The organism is bacterium (assembly GCA_016700035.1).
Taxonomy (GTDB): domain Bacteria; phylum Patescibacteriota; class Saccharimonadia; order CAILAD01.
This window is the reverse complement of record CP064998.1, coordinates 179,262-197,503: the sequence shown is the minus strand read 5'-3', so window position 1 is coordinate 197,503 and position 18,242 is coordinate 179,262. Positions and strand designations below refer to the sequence as shown.

The 18,242-nt window shown below is 42.6% G+C and carries 11 protein-coding genes; 3 read left to right on the top strand and 8 right to left on the bottom strand.

The features are described from left to right. Positions 1 to 515 precede the first annotated feature (515 nt). From trpS to IPM44_00945, 5 genes are read right to left on the bottom strand one after another with little or no spacing between them, the layout of a single operon-like run. Complete coding sequence (gene trpS, locus IPM44_00965) at positions 516 to 1,508, bottom strand: tryptophan--tRNA ligase (protein QQS27132.1); 993 nt, start codon at positions 1,506 to 1,508, stop codon at positions 516 to 518. Positions 1,509 to 1,520: 12 nt separating this feature from the next. Then, positions 1,521 to 2,603, bottom strand: a complete 1,083-nt coding sequence (locus IPM44_00960; GenBank protein QQS27131.1) for a DNA recombination protein RmuC — start codon at positions 2,601 to 2,603, stop codon at positions 1,521 to 1,523. A gap of 37 nt (positions 2,604 to 2,640) precedes the next feature. Continuing rightward, positions 2,641 to 3,060 (bottom strand): SprT-like domain-containing protein, encoded by a 420-nt coding sequence (locus tag IPM44_00955; GenBank protein ID QQS27130.1) that lies wholly within the window; start codon positions 3,058 to 3,060, stop codon positions 2,641 to 2,643. Positions 3,061 to 3,064: 4 nt separating this feature from the next. Then, positions 3,065 to 5,935 carry an ATP-dependent helicase gene (locus IPM44_00950; GenBank protein QQS27129.1) on the bottom strand — a complete coding sequence of 957 codons (2,871 nt, stop codon included), beginning with the start codon at positions 5,933 to 5,935 and terminating at the stop codon, positions 3,065 to 3,067. A gap of 23 nt (positions 5,936 to 5,958) precedes the next feature. Beyond that, entirely contained in the window at positions 5,959 to 7,572 is a 1,614-nt protein-coding gene (locus IPM44_00945; GenBank protein QQS27128.1) for an arginine--tRNA ligase, read from the bottom strand. A 52-nt stretch (positions 7,573 to 7,624) separates the two neighbouring features. Here IPM44_00945 and smpB point away from each other — a divergent pair, with 52 nt between their 5' ends. Together smpB and IPM44_00935 are read left to right on the top strand one after the other, a co-directional pair. Continuing rightward, positions 7,625 to 8,080, top strand: a complete 456-nt coding sequence (gene smpB, locus IPM44_00940) for an SsrA-binding protein SmpB (protein ID QQS27127.1) — start codon at positions 7,625 to 7,627, stop codon at positions 8,078 to 8,080. A gap of 124 nt (positions 8,081 to 8,204) precedes the next feature. Next, positions 8,205 to 9,248: a fructose-bisphosphate aldolase class I gene (locus IPM44_00935; GenBank protein ID QQS27126.1), complete on the top strand. Its 1,044-nt coding sequence runs from the start codon at positions 8,205 to 8,207 to the stop codon at positions 9,246 to 9,248. 362 nt (positions 9,249 to 9,610) lie between these two features. Here the strand turns inward: IPM44_00935 and IPM44_00930 are convergent, their stop codons facing one another. The 3 genes from IPM44_00930 to IPM44_00920 are packed head-to-tail and all read right to left on the bottom strand — an operon-like array spanning position 9,611 to position 16,207. Then, positions 9,611 to 10,843, bottom strand: coding sequence for an ABC transporter permease (locus IPM44_00930; GenBank protein QQS27125.1), 1,233 nt, complete (start codon positions 10,841 to 10,843; stop codon positions 9,611 to 9,613). A gap of 43 nt (positions 10,844 to 10,886) precedes the next feature. After that, the gene (locus IPM44_00925; GenBank protein QQS27124.1) at positions 10,887 to 11,693 is read right to left on the bottom strand and encodes an ABC transporter ATP-binding protein; all 807 of its coding nucleotides are present in this window, start codon (positions 11,691 to 11,693) and stop codon (positions 10,887 to 10,889) included. After that, the gene (locus tag IPM44_00920; GenBank protein QQS27123.1) at positions 11,690 to 16,207 is read right to left on the bottom strand and encodes a DUF2341 domain-containing protein; all 4,518 of its coding nucleotides are present in this window, start codon (positions 16,205 to 16,207) and stop codon (positions 11,690 to 11,692) included. Before IPM44_00920 ends, IPM44_00925 begins: the two co-directional genes overlap by 4 nt. 307 nt (positions 16,208 to 16,514) lie before the next feature. Here IPM44_00920 and IPM44_00915 point away from each other — a divergent pair, with 307 nt between their 5' ends. Beyond that, on the top strand, positions 16,515 to 18,200 hold the full coding sequence (locus tag IPM44_00915) for a S8 family serine peptidase (protein ID QQS27122.1): 1,686 nt from the start codon (positions 16,515 to 16,517) through the stop codon (positions 18,198 to 18,200). The last annotated feature ends 42 nt before the right edge of the window (positions 18,201 to 18,242 follow it).

The following is an 18,242-nucleotide window of genomic DNA, read 5'->3' as shown; positions in this document are numbered from 1 at the left end:
CGGGTATCTAAGCTTATTTAAGCCTAGCTATCCAAGTTTAGGCTGACTTTTTTCGAGATAAGGTACACTTTTGTTTGTCTAGCCTATTTCCCTACCATCCGTCTAGACAAGTCTCTGTTAACCAACTTTGCCTTGTAGGCTTGGCTGGTTATCTATAAAGCTTTGGTGATAGTACAAGTCGGTGACCTACCCTATCTTAGCTTTAACAAGGATTTATCTGTCGGGGATGATTCGCCTCTCTCGATGAGGCACCCTAGAACAGTAGGGGAAGCCCGACCCGAGACAAGGGGGATGTCTACAGGTCGGAGTTACCCTACTGTTCACAAAACAAGTAAGTCGCCTTTATGGAGACCAAGCGACTTACAAAGTTTTATGGGAAAAATGTTACTTGGTTTTTGTTTTTGTTTTTGGTTTTAAATGAACTAGATTGACTCTAGTTTATCAAACTCCTTATGCTTTGTCAATATATTTTATGATTTTTATCATCTCTACTCTGTAAAAGAGTATTGTATTTTTTACACTAGTCCAATGATAGACTTGAGTTGAGCCAATTTGTACTGGGCAAGCGGAGCAACTCTTTCTCTACCTCTATGCAATATAGTATCTAAATGCCCCTCATCCGCACGTAGCTTGCGATACTCCTTCTGGAGAGGCAATATTTCTGTCAAAACGGCCTGTGCAACTGCCTGCTTTAATTCTCCATAGCCAGATCCAGAAAACTTTTCTTCAAGTAATTCAATACTTTCTCCATTAACCGATGCCAATATCTCCAGTAAGTTACTTACCCCTGGCTTATTCTCCTTATCAAATCTCACAGAAGATTCAGAATCCGTTACAGCACGGCTAAATTTACGGCTGATTACGTCTTCCGAGTCTGATAGGTACACACAACCATCCCCACCCTCACTCTTACTCATCTTGCTAGTCGGATCATCGAGCATCATAACTCGAGCTGAATGACTAGGATTCGTAAACTTAGGTAACTTTAGCGACTCACTGCCATATATTCCATTAAAGCGCTGGGCAATATCGCGCGTCAGCTCCACATGCTGGGTCTGGTCTGCACCAACTGGCACTTCATCGGCATCATAGAGCAAGATATCTGCCGCCATCAATACAGGGTAAGTAAATAACGCCACCAACTGTCCTTCTGAGCCATTCTTACTGGCCTTATCTTTATACTGAGTCATCCTGGAGAGCTCCCCCATAGTTACAAAATTGTTTAGCAACCAACACAACTCACTATGCTCTGGAACCTGAGACTGTAAGTATATCGAATTATTCTCACTATCAATACCTAGTGCAAGAAGCCAAGCCACCAAATCATAGGTCTTACTGCGCAATTCATCGGCACTGGGGCGAATATTTAGGGCATGCAAGTCAGCAATAAAATAAAAAACCTCATTATCAGGAGACTGAAATTTAGGCCACTCACGCATTGCCCCTAAATATCCTCCCAGATGCACATCTCCGGTTGGCTTAATACCTGATAGTATTCGCTTCTTCATAAAAAATCCCCTTTAATCATCTGTTGTTGGCTTATCAACTAGCAATGGTTCAATTACCTGTTCAGTTTGAGCAATCTTAACGACATCCTTATCTACCTTCTTGAACTCTTTATACGCCGTATTATAGTGCCCAACTGTCGTTGAAAGTGAATTCCCCATCTTTTGCATATATGTATCGTAACTCTTTAAGTGACGCGCAAGCAAGCCAACTCTCTCCTGAATGTCTCTGGCTTGCTCCTCTATTTGTAGCGACCGTAAGCCCTGCAAGACCGTCTGTAGGTATGCCATAAATGAAGTTGGCGACACAATAATCACATGCTTATCTCGGAAAGCATACTCGATTAGATCGCGCGCAGTAGTATTGGCTGTTCCTACCTTATTAACCAGCAAATCATAATATATCGCCTCCGAGGGAATGAACATAAAAGCAAAATCCATTGTACCCTCATGTGGCCTAATATACTTAGATGTTTCATCAATTCTACTTTTTAGATCCTGCTTGAACTGCCGTATTAATTTTTCACGCTCACCAGGATCTTTACGCTCTATAATTCGATTATAGTTCTCCAGACTAAATTTTGAATCAACCGGCAAGATCTTACCTTTATCTAGAAAGATAACAGCATCTACAATATCACCATTCTTAAAGCCATATTGTAATTTATACTGCGTTGGAGGTAATACATTCTCTAAAACTTGCGATAAATAGTACTCCCCCAATACACCCCTCTGCTTTGGGTTCTGCAGAACATTCTGTAAGGTCTTTAATTCCGATGTAATATCCACAACGCGCCTATTGGTTTCATCCAATTGCGTTAATCGTTCGGTTACTTGACGAATAATCTCAGATGACTGCTTCATCTGTTGATGCACACTTTCCTGTACATTTGTATTATTCTTATCTAATCTATCCTGCATATTGGATTGCGTCTGGACTAAGAGCTGTTGCATATTCTGAAGATCTTGTTTTAAAAGCTGAACCGCACTAGTATCAAGATCGCTAGACTTAGCAGACCCCATACCTAAATTGCGAAAAACAAGAAAGGCCAATGCAATAAAGATCCCTACCAGTAAAACTATAATCAAAACTTCCATAACATTACTAGTATACCCTAAAACACGAACAAAATACCTACATCATACCTTTCTTCAACAAAAAATCTCGCCAGTTTTCTCTTAGCCAGCGCTTCTGCTGAATATACAAATCAACTAACCCACGTTCAGCAAACTCACGTCGCACCACACCACCGCTATGCGGATGCTTTTGCTTCTGCTCATGTGGTGAGCCAAAGCCGTGGGCGTAATGAGTCATCTCATGCACAATCGTGGCCCGAATAACATATTCCGGAACCTCTAAATCCTGAAATAACCGATTTACTTTAATAATAGAGGTATGCCCATCCCTTGCGTCTACTTCAATAGAGCCTAAACGACGCTTGGCGCGCTTAGCCCATATAATTACTACGTCATTGTTTTGCTCGACATCGTCAAAATGCTTATACCATATATCAGCTAATAAATTCTCTAGCCACTCCTGATCTCGATAGCTCATATTATTAACTAAATAGTCCTTCCGTCTCTAAGTCAGTTAGATTTCCACGCTTCGGATAGAGATTTGCTCTTATGCCTTCTGCTACTTCAGCTATTTTTTTCAGTGTCTTTGCATGCTCAATCTTTGTTCGCTCTGCCAATATTTGAGATTCCGTAAAATACAGAGCTATTGATGTAACTTTTTCATCATTTAACTCATCCCAGGCTAGAGCATAGATACCCATCTGCACCGAATCACGTACCTTATCTTTGGCTGTCTTCTCATTTGCAACATGGCTTGTCTTAAAATCACAGATTGTAACCCCATTACTATCTGTATTTTTTACAACAATATCGTATCGTCCCTTAATATATATTTTATATTCAGGAACACGCAATAAAAACTCTTTCTCAACAGCTACAACTGGATCTGCCACATCAATAAAAGTCTTATAGTAACGACTCAAGCTAACCTCTCCCTGCTTTCGACGCTCATTCTCGTGCCGCAATGAAACAAATCCTTCACTCCTCCAGGCGCCCCTAAAAACCTCTAACATTGTGGCGAGTTGAGGCTTGCGACCTGCTAATTTCTCGGTATAAAAATACTCTAATCCAGCATGAATCGACACCCCGTAAACCATCTGGTGCGACGGTAGTGAAGGAAATTTTAGAATATGACGGACATAAAAACGTGATGGGTCGGCCAAATAATCAGCAATCTGATTAGGTGTCAAAGTTAAATAGCCATCATCATCTATCGGGAATACCGGTAAATCATATTCCTGATTTTTATTATGGGTTCCATATCGAGTAAGAATTGACGGTATACCACCCGATACTGTTTCGTTTTCAATGAATAAATTTGCACCAAAGGCCTCCAATAAGAACCGAGATGGCTTACGAGTCCGCTTGCCGCCATGATCGGGGGAAAATGTTAAGATTAGATTCTTTTTTGCGCGCGTCATTGCAACATACATCAGCCGACGCTCTTCATTCTCATGATTACGCACAATATCTTGTGGTTCAGAAATTAAATCATGCGGGGTTTTCATCGGGTTAGACCGCCTGGTTGCAGGAAAATTGCCTTCTGTTACGTCATATAAGTAAACAGTTTCAAATTCTAAGCCCTTAGCACGATGCGCAGTTAAGACATGCACCCCATTAGCTTCATCCATCAATTCAACCTCATCTAAAATATCAGAGCTATACATATCCTGAATGTAACTCCAGAAATGATAGCTATCCCGATGCTTTTCTACAGCCTCAAACTCTTTCACAATTGTAAAGAAAGCTGCCAATTGCTGAACCTCGCGGGCCGCAACACTATCATTTAGCGCAGTATTTGCTAACTGCTCTAAATATCCACCATCTGTAATAAAACGGTATAAAATTTCACCAATAGTATGATTATGAGCTATCTCTCGATAGCCACCTAAAGCTTTTACCGCATTAAATTCATACTGTGCATCATTTCGATGTTCGGATATTACCTGACTAAGAGACACTCGATTGCTGTGAGCCTTAGCGCTCAATTCCATCACTCTAGCGGTCGAAGCACCTAGCTTAGGCGAGACTAAATAACGGTATAATGCTGCCGAATCATCTTCATCATGCAAGATTCGGACAAAATCAATACACTGACGCACAACTGGAGCATGCAATAAATTCGAATTAGACTGTGACGCCACAGCAATACCCAAGTGTTGTAAATAATGTATCATTTCATCCGTTTGCGTATTATTGCGACACAAAACTGCAATACCATTTGGACCTTCACCATGCTTTATTCTTTCCTGCAGAGCCGATGCAATTGCATGAATTTCTTCATGATTATTACCATATTGAATTACGACTGGTTTACGCCCACGGCGCTGGGCATGTAGTTTTTTCGATAAGCCAGTCTGAATCTCTAATCGGGCTGGATTATTATGCTGGATTAGTGAGTAAGCTACATCAATAATATGCTGAGTTGAACGATAATTTTCAGTTAGAGTATAAAACTTTGCATCCGAATAAGATTCTTCAAACTTCAGCATATTATCCAGATCTGTACCACGAAACTGATAAATTGACTGATCATCATCTCCTACCACCATTAAGTTCTTACTATCGGATAGCATGAGATTAACAATTTTTGCCTGAAGCTTATTAGTGTCTTGATACTCATCAACTAGCACATATTTATACAACTTTTGATATTTACGACGTAAATGTTGTTTTTTTAACAATAAATTATAAACATATAATAACTGATCTCCATAATCTAAAAATCCTCGACTGCTCATACTATCTTGATAGATTGCATATATTTTAGATGCTTCATAGTATTTATCCCATTCATCAGCATCCAAAAGATTAGGGTTACTCTTCTGGAGTATCTGGAGCTCGCTGTAATACTCTTCTGGGTGCAAGCCATCATCCTTTAATCTAGAGAAAAGCTGTAATAATACTGACCTAAACTGCTGAGGATTATGTGATGGTCGAAAATATTTAACCTCATCGAAAGACTCTAATATTTCCTGCAATAAAATATGTTGCTGTAAGCTTGATATTACTTTAAGCTGCGGAGGTAAGCCTATTTCAAAGCCATGCTCCTGCAATATTTCATAACCTAAAGCATGAAAAGTCTTGATATGAGTATCTACATACCCGTAGGGTAATAGTTTATCTACTCGTTCCTCCATTTCGGTAGTGGCTTTTTCGGTAAAAGTCAGAGCCAAAATCTCCTCTGGCAATGCATGCCCCTGCTCTATCAGATAGGCTATGCGCGAAGTTATAACTTTAGTTTTCCCCGTCCCAGCTCCAGCAATCACCATAGCAGGACCTGAAATATGTGAAACCGCCTTTTCCTGCTCCGCATTGAGGCCATCCATATATTTTGATGTAGTCTTTTTCACCACGTATTAACCCCCCCGTTGAGCTACATTTTCTCTTGCGCTTCAATGCCAATCAAATCGAATAGGGTTGCAAGAGCTATGCGATACTTTTGCAGGAAATATATTCGACTACGGCGCAAATCGCCATCACCCTCATTAATAACTGGGTTATTTTCATACCAATCATGAAAATAACGGGCAACCTCAATCATTTTATGTAGAACATGGTGGACTTGCTGGGTCTCTGTTGTCTGCCCGATTAATTGAGCAATCTCGATAAAACTTCGTAAAATTTGCTTCTGAGTCTCGTCTAGCTCGATCTCACTCGGCTCATCAACCGCATCAACCTTGTCTAACACTGAACCAGCTCGAACATAAGAGTACATTACGTAAAATAGTGGATTATGCTTATTTTGAGTAGCAAGCAAGTCTAGATCCAAATCTAAATGACTATTCGTATCACGTAAAGCAAAGAAGAAGCGAGCCGTATCAGTTGGTACAATATCTAAAAATTCATCCAAAACGATGTAATTTCCTCGACGTTTACTCATCTTAAACTCTTGCCCGTCTTTAGTTAGGCGGACTGTTTGTGTCCAAAGTGGCACAAACCCATCATGCCCCAAGAGACGTAGGGCCGCCAATAGTCGTTGCTCCTGTCCATGGTGGTCAGGCCCAACAATTGTAATTGCTCTGTCAAAGCGCCGATCTTCTAATTTAGTTAATTGATATGTAATATCTTTTAAGAAATAGGTTTCTTGGCCATCAGTTGAACGCACGAGTACCTCATCCTTGTCTAGGCCAGCCTTCTCTCCACTCAACCAAATAGCCCCTTCTTTCTCTAGAATGGCCCCTGCCTGCCTTAATCTCTCAATGGTAGTCTGATTATCAAGCTGAGTTTCAGGATAAACTTTATCGTGATTAATACCCAAACGTTTAAGAGTAGGTTTAATGTATTGCTCTAAAATCTGCGCCTGCGCCTTATCTCCAACTTCTTGCGGGTCAGCCTGGATTAAGCTATTAGCATCGCCATAGTCTTTTATAAATTCCACCGCCAGACTATCTATATATTCACCCCGATATAACTCCTTAGCTTGCTCAGAGCTAAACTTAGCACCAGCAGCTCGCTGAACTGCTCTGCCAAGTTGAGTAATTTGGTTTCCACCATCATTAAGATAGTACTCGCGTTGCACCTCATAACCTTGGCTTTGATAGCACGAAGCTAAAATATCACCATAATAACCACCCCAAGCATTCACCAAAACAAGTGGACCAGTTGGATTAGCACTGATAAATTCCAGATTTACACGCCGCCCATTACCAATTTGTGAAGTATAGAATTCTGCCTCAAGTGCCTGAAAAAGCTTGATGTAGCTCTTCTCATGTAGTCGTATATTAATAAATCCAGGCCCCGCAACTTCACTAATTGCAAACCTACCATCTTTATTAATCTGATCAACAACCTGCTGAGCCAAATCACGAGGATGACGCTTTAATAATTTAGATTTCTGCAAGGCAATGTTCGTTGCGAGGTCACCAAAGCGTATGTCGCAAAATGATACCGATTGGGCAAATTCAGCAAATTCAGCTTGCCCGCCTAGCACCACCTCAATACTTGAGTGTAAATCTTTAAGAATATCCTGATATTTGCGTAAAAACATATCATCTATATTATATCTGATAGATTAGCTCCAAACCAGGTATAATAGCTATATGAAAGTTATTGCCAAAAATCGTCGAGCCTACTACGACTATGAAATATTAGAAACCTTTACGGCAGGCTTATCGCTCTTGGGGCATGAAGTGAAAAGTATTCGCTCTGGTCAAATAAGCCTTAAAGGCAGCTTTGTGCACTTCAATAATCACGAGGCCTATCTAGTCAATGCCCATATTCGACGCTATAGTCATGCTACAAACCTTAAAGAATACGATCCAACTCGATCACGTAAGTTATTACTCCACCGCAAGCAAATTGACCGCTTGGAAGCTGAGAAAAAAGGCGCTGGACTATCTGTCATACCTTTAGCTATCGGTCTGGATCGTGGGCGTATTAAAATTGATATTGCACTTGCTCGAGGTAAAAAGCACTATGACAAGCGTGAAGCCAGTCGCAAAAAAACCATGAAAATTGATGTTGCGCTTGAAGCAAAGCGTAAATTTAATACATAACATATATTCTATAGCACATAATATATGTAAATTTTAAAGATTTCTCTCGAAGTCTGTATGGGTAGTTTGACCAAAACTATTAACTTTAAGTAGAATAAGCATAACAACTAATAAGGAAGTATATATGGGTCAACTACAAGAAACTGTACAAGCATTATTTGCCGATTCTAAGGGAATTCTTGCCGCCGATGAAAGCAGTAAAAGTGCGCAAAAACGATTTGATAGCCTAGCTATCCCCTGCACCGAAGAAACGCGTCGGCAGTATCGGCAAATGCTTATCACGACACCCGGTATTGAAAAATACTTATCTGGAGTCATTTTCTATGATGAAACTATTCGACAAGCAACTGATAGCGGCATACCTTTTCCAAAATATCTTAGCGACAAGGGCATTATTCCTGGCATTAAAGTAGATCAGGGCTTGGTCGAACTCGATAATTTTAAGCCAGAGACAATCACTGAAGGTCTAGACGGACTGGCTGGCCGACTGACTGAGTATTATGATCTTGGAGCTCGCTTTGCAAAATGGCGCTCTGCCTTTCAGATTTCCGACACCACCCCAACACAGACTGCATTGCACTCTAATTTGCATACAATGGCACGCTACGCAAGCCTATGCCAGTCAGCCAACATAGTGCCTATTGTTGAGCCAGAAGTGCTCTATGACGGCCCTCAGAGCCTCCAGCAAGCTCATGACGTAACGGAAGCCACCCTAAGCCTTCTTGCTCAAATGCTTAAAGCTTACCGCGTCGATCTAACTGGCTGTATTGTGAAGACCAGTATGGTGCTAGCCGGTAAGCAATCTGGTACTACCTCGTCTACTCAAGAAGTTGCCGAACAAACACTAGCTGTACTCAACCAAGCAGTCCCAGCATCTATGGGTGGTGTGGTCTTCCTGTCCGGTGGTCAATCTCCGGAGCAAGCCCGCGATAATTTGCAAACCATCGGCACTAGTGGCAAACAACCTTGGCCAATTACCTTCTCGTTCTCGCGCGCCGTACAAGACCCCGCCATGAAAGTATGGTCTGGAAAACCAGAAAATATTGATGCCGCACAAAAAACCTACTATGACCTCACTAAGGCTTGCGCCGAAGCTCGTCACGGACAGCTTCAATCATCTAAGTCTAGCCCAAAAGATGAATTTGTTAGTGCCTCCCAGGATAGCTAACCTGTAAAATCCCCTCCCAACAAAAAAGTTGTGGTTTTCCACAGCTTTTTTGTTGACAAAGCTTATGTATAAGACGTATTATCGATGTAGTGCTGCTGCACACATATATTACTCAAAAACAAACACACAAGAAAATTCTCCAGGTTAGGATGGTCCCCACAACCCCCTAACCTGGTTTTTTTATTGCATACTTTTTATTCTCTTCTTAACTTATTCACGCGCAGAATATATTTTACAAACTGCATACCAACACGTCATTAATCAAAGCTACAAAAATAATTAATACTAGAGCTCAGTCAAAGTTCTTGGCTCAAAATAAAAAAGTCGTACCCAAATTAATTGTGCGACTAGTCTCAAAAAAATTATTCGTAACGCAATGCGTCAATCGGATCAATTCGTGATGCCCGACGCGCCGGAAAATAAACAACCGCCAGCCCAAACAATGCGCTCAATACCAACGTCATAATTGCTAACTGAGGTGTCACCATAAAAGCTGACACCGACTCCTGCACTCCTCGACTACGCGCAAAGCTACTAATTGCCACATCAGCGATCTTACCGAGCATGAAGGCACTAATTAACCCAATTAGGCCACCCAATATTGATAACATTAAAGACTCAATGATAAATAGCCGTTTAATATCTCGTCGTCGCGCACCAAACTCAATCAGGAGCCCAATTTCCCGAGTCCTCTCCAATAAAGAAATAGTCAGCGTGTTAAACATCCCGAGTATCGCAATCACCATACCAATCCCTCCAAAACCAATAAAGACCATCTGTAGCAAACCGAACACCTGAGAAATCTGGTCTAGAGTATCAAGTGGTGACGCGGTAGCGAAGCCAATACTTTCAATCTCCTTACGAATCTGCGGTACAGCCGCCCGATCAGTTGCCAGTATCTTTACTTGACCGGCATCTTGGGCACCATTATCAATAAATAGCTGACTACGCACAAAAACTTCAGCACCCCCACTCCCTTCAACAAGGCCGATAATTCTCATGTCCTTCTGAACAGTTTTCTTGACCCCATCAGCCTGCACAACATCAAAACTCATATTAATCACCTTGCCGAGTACCTCATCGCCTTGTGGTAAGCCCACTGCTCTTGCAAGTGAAGTATTGATTAGGGTCTCATCCGTCGAGCCGCCCGCCAATAAACTTTTGCCAGTCACCACGCGTACGGAGGCTAGGTTTAGATATTCTGAATCAACGCCAAACAGCACCGAATCAATCTGTGAGCTACCCGATTTTACTTTAGCAGCTTCGGTAAAAACGCGAGCCACCGATTCCACCGAACCAATATTTTTGAGCCGAGTAATATTTTCACCATCAAATTTAATGGCTGTCGAGCGTGGCTTATTGACATCAATACTCTTAACCGATTTTGCCCCAATCACTTGACGGCTAACTAAATTCTGCAAACCATACCCAAACGAGAGCAAAAATATCACCGCACCAATACCAATCACCACGCCAAGAATGGTCAGCGTAGTTCGTAGCCTCTTAAAGAAAAGATTCTGGGCCGCCATACGCACCAGAATGGATGTTGCCACCACGCCTTCTCTCTTAAATCGGTGCTTTTTTAGCCTAGGCATAACCTTCAATTCATTCGCTTTCTCATTGGTTTTATGGTTACGCTCAGCCACGCTTGCCGCCTTTCTTCACAGACGCCGCCTTGCCCTGTTGAGCAGTGTCCGTTTTATTAGCCTCCAAAAAGCTTGTCATCAACATACGTCGACGCTCTTCTTCTAGCTGGAAGCCACCCTCATCCACTGATAAAACGCCGTCTTTCAAGAAGAGTCGATGACTACTCAATGAAAGATAACTCAAATTATGAGTCACCAGTATTACGGTTGTATTCTCATGATTTCTAAAGCTAGTCATGAGCTGCATTATCATGTCGCCATTTGTCGTATCGAGGTTACCAGTAGGCTCATCAGCAATTAAAAGCCGTGGCGTTTTAACTGTCGCCCGCGCCATCGAAATACGTTGCTGTTGACCAACCGACAACACCGCTGGGTTATAATGCATATATTTCGTCAGTCCTACCCGCTCAATACTATCGGCTGCTTTTCGCATTGCCTTATGCCGTGGAGTTCCCGAGAGATACAGCGGAAGTGCCACATTCTCCTGTACATTCATACTCAATATCCAGTTATTAACCTGACTCACAATACCATAATGGGCTGCCCTGAATTTTGCACGACCATCTTGTGTCAAACCATATAACTTCTCTCCGCTTACCACAACATCCCCTTTGGTTGGCGGTAAAAGCCCCAAGATCATATTTAAAATCGTCGTCTTGCCACTACCAGAAGGTCCATAGATAATCGTAAAGCTACCAGTCTCCACCTTAAAGTTTATATCTTTTAAAACACTTATCGTGCCATCAACCGCCCTAAAATCACGCGACACCTTTTGAAACTCTACTAGTGCCTGACTCATATACTAGAATCCCCAAAGCCGAAGATTGCTTGCAGGGCATTAAAGATAACGCTAAAAATACTGTCTGTACCACGACCAATGATTGCAGTTTGAGCATCCGAAGATGACTCATTACCAGCCTTATCAGATGAGACCGCCTGAACCTGATAAATACTCGAGGTCGTCAGATCTGACACCACCACCACATGCTCAGTCGTTAGACGTGTATCTTGTTGTGATCGATTACTTAGCTCATCGGTGCGACCCTTAGCAAAGGCTACTTGGCTGGTCGCCGGCTCATCGGTGCGCCAAGACACAATCACCTGGCCTCGAGCTTCGCCTCCGGATCCACGAATATCTGTCTCAATCTTCAAGTTACTAATCTTTGGAGCACGCGTGTCCTCGGCAGTCTGGAAAGATTGCCGATCAGATATTGCCAGATTGCCAGCAGCATCGCGCGAGCGGGCAACTAGCTGATAATCCGCATCGTCTTCAAGTCCACGAACCACCATCTCATGCTCCACCACAAGCACCGAGTCTACGGCTTCGATCTGCTTACCATCCCTCAGACCATACACCACCTCACTAGTAGTCGGAACATTGGTCGTCCAAACAATCTTCTGGGTGCTACTTGGCTCACCTTCGACCGTATCAAAGCGCAAATTTATAATCCGTGGACGAGCTGGTGTGGTAAAGCTATAAATATCTCCCTGATATTCATAGCCATCGGCATCGACCGTACTGATCTTAAAGTAGTATTTCTGCCCATCCCGCAGATTATCCAAACTTAAACTATAGCTAGAAGATGATGTTGAAGTATTAACACTCTTCACGCCACCAAAGGCATCATTGGCTCCAAAATATACATTAGCCTTATGTGCATTATCAGTTGTAAAATTAACTACAGCAGAACCTATGGTCAGATTTGATGCCGAAACTTCCTTTACGGTTGGCGCTGGTAGCGTTGTGAAAGATCTCTCTGTGGAAACCCCCATATTGCCATCTTCATCTGTCCACCGAGCTACATAATAATATGTTTTACCAGGCTCAAGATTTGTAAGATTTACAACATGTGTAGAAATTTGTGCCGAATTACCGACCTCTTCAGGGAAATACTGTCCAGGCGCGGTACCATAAGCTATCTTAGAATCACTTGCTCGGTCAGTAAACCAATAAACTGTAGCTTTACGCGTACCGATATCTCGGATTTTCGGCTGATCGGTGTCATCGGTTAGTCGAGCTGGTGTGGTATATCGACCACTCGGATACTCTATCTCAGTATTACTGGCTACACCACAGCTATTAGCGCTATCGCAGGCTTTTACATAATAATAGTAGTCAGTTTGCGAGAGACCAGAATCTATAAAGCTAAGATTGGTATTTGACGTGGTGCCGACTTCAGTAAAATCTACATTATTGGTAGACCTATAAATCTTATAGCCTGTCACACCGGAACCCGGCAGCTGTGGCGCGCTCCAGCTTAGGGCAATTTTCCAGCTCGCAGTCGCCCGAGTAGACACATCAGACAGCTCAAGATTTTGCGGAGCACCTGGTGCTGTCGTAAATGCTGTAAATTTTACCGTTGCCACATTCATATTCGAGAAGTTCTGCGATTGATCTTTCGCCATAACATACATCGTATTCTCCCCCTGCTGCGTCGCATAAGCACCATTCGCCAGCTGGGTAATTCCCTTGCCAGTCCAATTACAATTGCTAGCGTCCTGCAATATTGGAGCGTTTACAGTCCAGCAGTAATCTACCTCACTAGCTGGACCGGTCAGGCTGGAAGGCGCCTCCCAGCTAAAAGAGAACTGGTTCTGACTGCTAATAGGCGGAGATACTACTAGATTTCGGGGTGGTGAAGCAGTCTGTTGGGTGGTATTAATATAACCCACGCCACCACCGCCAACATTACCAGCTCTATCAAGCAATACGACATAGGCATAATTTATGCCTTCATTCGTCAAATGAGAAAGTGCGTTCGTGGATATCTGAAATCCTCCATCTGTAAATGGAATGGTATCCGATAAATCATATAGTCCGCCCGGATTGCCCGAAGCCCCAAACCATATCCAGTCCGGGGTATCTTCGCCACCTCCAGTTTCGATATTACATTCCGGGAGCACACTACCAAAATAATTGACACAATATCTGACACCCGCGATGCCAGACCCTCCACTATCATCCGCACTTGCCGGTGGTGTCGTTAGCCAGTTGATATTAGCAAGCGGTGAATTCACAGCGCCATTTGGTCCTGTTGCCAAGGTATTAAACTCAGGCTCTTCGGTATCATAGCCTAGCTGGTATACTTCCTCACCTGACATATTGCCAGACTGGTCGAAGGATCGAATCTTAAAGTAGTAAGTTTGCCCAGAGTCTAGGCTACCCTGCAAATTAATATCAGACAAACTAAGGCTAGCATCGGCTGTCGCATAATGGCATAGACCATTTGTATTCACCGGACCACTGCTAGGCAACAACCCGGATGTCGTAGCCATATCTGCCGTCTGATCCGTACCAAAATACACACAATATCCACCAATACCACTACCACCAGGATTATCCGTAGCCGTGCTCCAGCTAAAGTATGGTATCGTATTTATCCAGCCCGTTGTGATTTGTGCCCCCAACACGCTATCTCGTTTGGCGATAATGTTTGTCGCCCCATTCGGGTCGGTATTATCCATGCCGTATTCTAGGCCGATATTAGTCACAGATAAGTCACGCACACCATCATCATCTTGCAATACCGCAAAATATTTTACGTACCTTGTATTTGGCTCTAGACATTTGCTAGCACTAGCTAGCGCGCCATTATTTATCCAGCCACAACTACCAGCTTCGGCAAATGTTTTTGTACCACCAGCCGTTGCAGATCCAGAGATTAGGAAGCTAACTTTACCACTACCAACCGTGCTGGCCGTAATCGCTCCAAAGTAAGCCCCCGAGGCACTAAGGTCTATCTCGGCTGACGCGATCACCCCCGTGTAGCCACCGAGTTTTTCTTCCACGCCCAGATAAACTGGCGGTGCGGCCAGAGAAGGTATCGAATACGCCTGCATATTTCTTATCTTTAGGGATAGACTACTTGCATTGCTAGATGTATACAATTCAAACCTGTGTATATCAAAAGTTAAATTACTCGAACTATACGGAGCTATATTTATCTTATTAAATGTCTTACCATTATCTTTACTAAGAAAAAAATCCATTCCACTCCCTGGATAGCTCACCATCCGAAGTCGTGCCCACTCAAGGCTATTAAAACTAGCTTTTGGACTCGGATTATCCCAATTTTCAAGCCAGCCACCATTTTCGTAACCAATAGAATCATCTCTCATTGAGACATAATTAAAACTACCGAAAACATCACGGTCACAGCTACCTCTACGTATGTATGTACCTAAGTTCGAATACTTGTCATAAGTATTACCTCCGAAGTTAGATGCCATACTATAACCACCATCGCTACAGTCAGTCAGGCTAGAAAAATCATATTGAAAATCATATTCAAAGACCCTGTTTATCGCCCTGTCAAACGTCTTACCAGATAGGGCTGCTTCGATCGACTGATGATCCTGTATAGACGACAGCTCTCCATTGCCAACTACCAGACCCACCTGGCTACAATTCAGGATCTTAGCACATGTGCCACTCCTAAAGTCATCCGCCCAGTCCATAGTGCCGGTACGGTTATCGAAGCCTACCGCCGAAGAGTTTCCATAGTAAACATACAACTCTTTGTCTGCCACCCCGCCACTTACTGATATTTTTACAATGTATTTAGCCGATTGACTGTCTGTTTTATAGATTAAAGTAAACGGTATATCGGCTCCACCCAGCTCATTTACGAACCTAATATCACTAAAATCAGATTTCATATTTGCCGTGTAGTCTAGAGTAACCTCATACTGCAGACTGCTCTGAGCCACTATATTACCGCTGTAGTCGGATAATATAACCTTCTTTCTATATTGCCACTGGTTATTGCAATTTGCTGTCGCGCACCAATTAGTATTCTGCTGACTATCTATGTCTATTCTATTTGGTGTAGTAGTTACAACATTATCTTTTTCACTGTATTGATTAACTGGACTCGCCCCAACTCCTCCACTCCAATCTGACTGACTAAAAGTGTCAAAGGCTTGAGCAATATTTCCAATACCCAGATTAAAGAACATCAATAACACCATAAATACTAATGATGTACTCGCTACAACACTTCTCACTCTGTTACTCACAGCAAATCTTGGCAGTCTAACTCTAGGGATACGAGCAGTAATCCTAGTAAAAATTTCCAAGATATGTAGCCTTACAGTACTCACAATGCTTTTTAGCTGGAGAGCTATAGATTTTAGTTGGAGGATTATAGATGGTACAGTCTTTCGTAGCCATTTCCCGATTAACTCCAACCGCGTGACTTCATCTACCTCAACCACACTCGAGCTTTCCACCCGTAAGACAGGCTCAGCCCGACGCAAACCGTCGACTGAATTGACATACTCGTGCTGATTATTCTTTTTCTTGTTGGCCATGATTAAATAAATGCTTATGCTAGATCACTATTTACTATACCACAAATTGAATACTTATTTATCTCAAATAATCATATAAAAAGCATAAGTAGTGTTGCTTCAAAAGCAATAGAGGTATAAAGTGAGGATAATACTAAAACAATCCTCCATATAAAAGCACGCAATGAATATACATATGCTCAAACCATACAAAAATCCTGGCAACAAACCCATAAACCCAAACAAAAATACCAACCTACTCATATGGAGATGGCTATCTAGAGTTGTTGTTCTGTCTCTCGTAATAAGTCTCAGTATCATACAGACGGTGCCTCGATCGCTTGCACCGCCGGCTCACGCACCGCTGTCTCAAAACTCTGAAGCGAAGCAATCAAACACACCAACACCTTACCCAACTACCAGCGCCATACCACCTGTTGTCGCCCCATCCATGGCCACAAAAGTAACCACACATGTTGTGCGTTTCCAAAATGACCGAGTTAAGCAAACTTTTCTTGCCCAAAACAACCTTTCCGCATCGGAGCTCACGCCACTTCCAGAACTTAACGCCTACAGCGTACGCGCGGCCAACCTGATTGCGCATTCTGGTATGGATAGCTTTGTAAACCAACCATATAAGGCACTACTTACACCGACAGACCCTCTGCAAGCCAACCAGTGGCACTTCAGTAGTACCAATACCCTACCAGCCTGGAACCATCAAACTGGTAATGCAAATATCACTACAGCTGTTATTGATACTGGCTTTGGTCTGAATGTCACCGACCTTACAGGTAAGTGGGCCGAAAACAGTAATGAATTAGGTATTACAGCCAGTGAAGGCCCTACCCCTAACTGCACTAGTCGCTCCTTAACTCTAGATAAACGATGTAATAATATCGACGATGATAATGACGGCTACATCGATAACTATAGGGGTTGGAATTTTGTTAGTGATAGTAATAATGTGGCTGCCGGTCAGTTTACTCCAAATTCTAGCGCTGCCTACCACGGTACAGCTGTCTCCAGCCTAATCGCTGGGCGAGCCAATAATAGTATTGGGGGATCTGGTATGAGCTGGGGGTCCAAAGTGCTACCGGTCCAAGTCCTAGATGATAGTGGCGATGGTGACACAATAAGTGTTGCCCTGGGTATACGCTACGCAGTAGATCAAGGAGTGAATATTATCAACATGAGCCTTGGTACTAACTCTGACGACCCTTTAGTTTCTGAGCAAATTGATTACGCAACCCAAAATGGAGTTATTGTGATTGCTGCATCTGGTAATGATGGTTGTGACTGCGTCTCTTACCCTGCACGCTATCCAAGCGTTATCGCTGTTGGTGCAACCAATGCAGCCAATGGCCTTGCTGGTTTTTCTAGCTACGGAACCAATCTAGATATAGTAGCACCTGGCGTAAACTTGTGTTCGGTGATTTGGACCAACACAGCTACTACCGGACTCAACACTTGTGGACTTAATGGCACATCATTTTCAAGTCCATTGGTGGCTGGTGCCGTGGCCCTACTATTGTCTCAAAATCCAACCCTTACGCCAGCTCAAGTAAATAATGCCTTAATAAGCACCGCCACAAAACTCACACCAATGGGTGGAGCAAATTTCACGAAATACTATGGGTATGGCCTGCTTAATACCTTATCAGCACTTAATGATGTATCAGCTACATCATTATATGGATCACCCATATCAACATCACTCATATCACTCTCTCAACTGGATAAAGTCTTAGATGGATATGAATATGATAAATTCAACTCTACCTGTACCTCTTACACTAACGATGTATTGTGTACAACACGAGCTATTAACCAGCAGACAAACCAAATAGTCACTATTACACCAAACTTTAATCCAGTTGGTACACGAAACCTTCAGCAAGACATATATAGTGCAAACCTAATACCAGGTACTTGGATTATTCAAAACTACCTCACTACAACTACCGGCATTCAAAGTATGGCTCGAGAAAAGATCATAACAATTACTAATTAACACCAGGTTATTAATATAAAAAGGCGACCCTTTAAAAGTCGC

Coding starts and splice junctions, on each gene's coding strand:
- IPM44_00935 (QQS27126.1), top strand. CDS start 8,205: ATGGGTCAACTACAAGAAACTGTACAAGCATTATTTGCCGATTCTAAG.
- IPM44_00920 (QQS27123.1), bottom strand. CDS start 16,207: ATGGCCAACAAGAAAAAGAATAATCAGCACGAGTATGTCAATTCAGTC.
- IPM44_00955 (QQS27130.1), bottom strand. CDS start 3,060: ATGAGCTATCGAGATCAGGAGTGGCTAGAGAATTTATTAGCTGATATA.
- IPM44_00945 (QQS27128.1), bottom strand. CDS start 7,572: ATGTTTTTACGCAAATATCAGGATATTCTTAAAGATTTACACTCAAGT.
- IPM44_00960 (QQS27131.1), bottom strand. CDS start 2,603: ATGGAAGTTTTGATTATAGTTTTACTGGTAGGGATCTTTATTGCATTG.
- trpS (QQS27132.1), bottom strand. CDS start 1,508: ATGAAGAAGCGAATACTATCAGGTATTAAGCCAACCGGAGATGTGCAT.
- smpB (QQS27127.1), top strand. CDS start 7,625: ATGAAAGTTATTGCCAAAAATCGTCGAGCCTACTACGACTATGAAATA.
- IPM44_00930 (QQS27125.1), bottom strand. CDS start 10,843: ATGCCTAGGCTAAAAAAGCACCGATTTAAGAGAGAAGGCGTGGTGGCA.
- IPM44_00925 (QQS27124.1), bottom strand. CDS start 11,693: ATGAGTCAGGCACTAGTAGAGTTTCAAAAGGTGTCGCGTGATTTTAGG.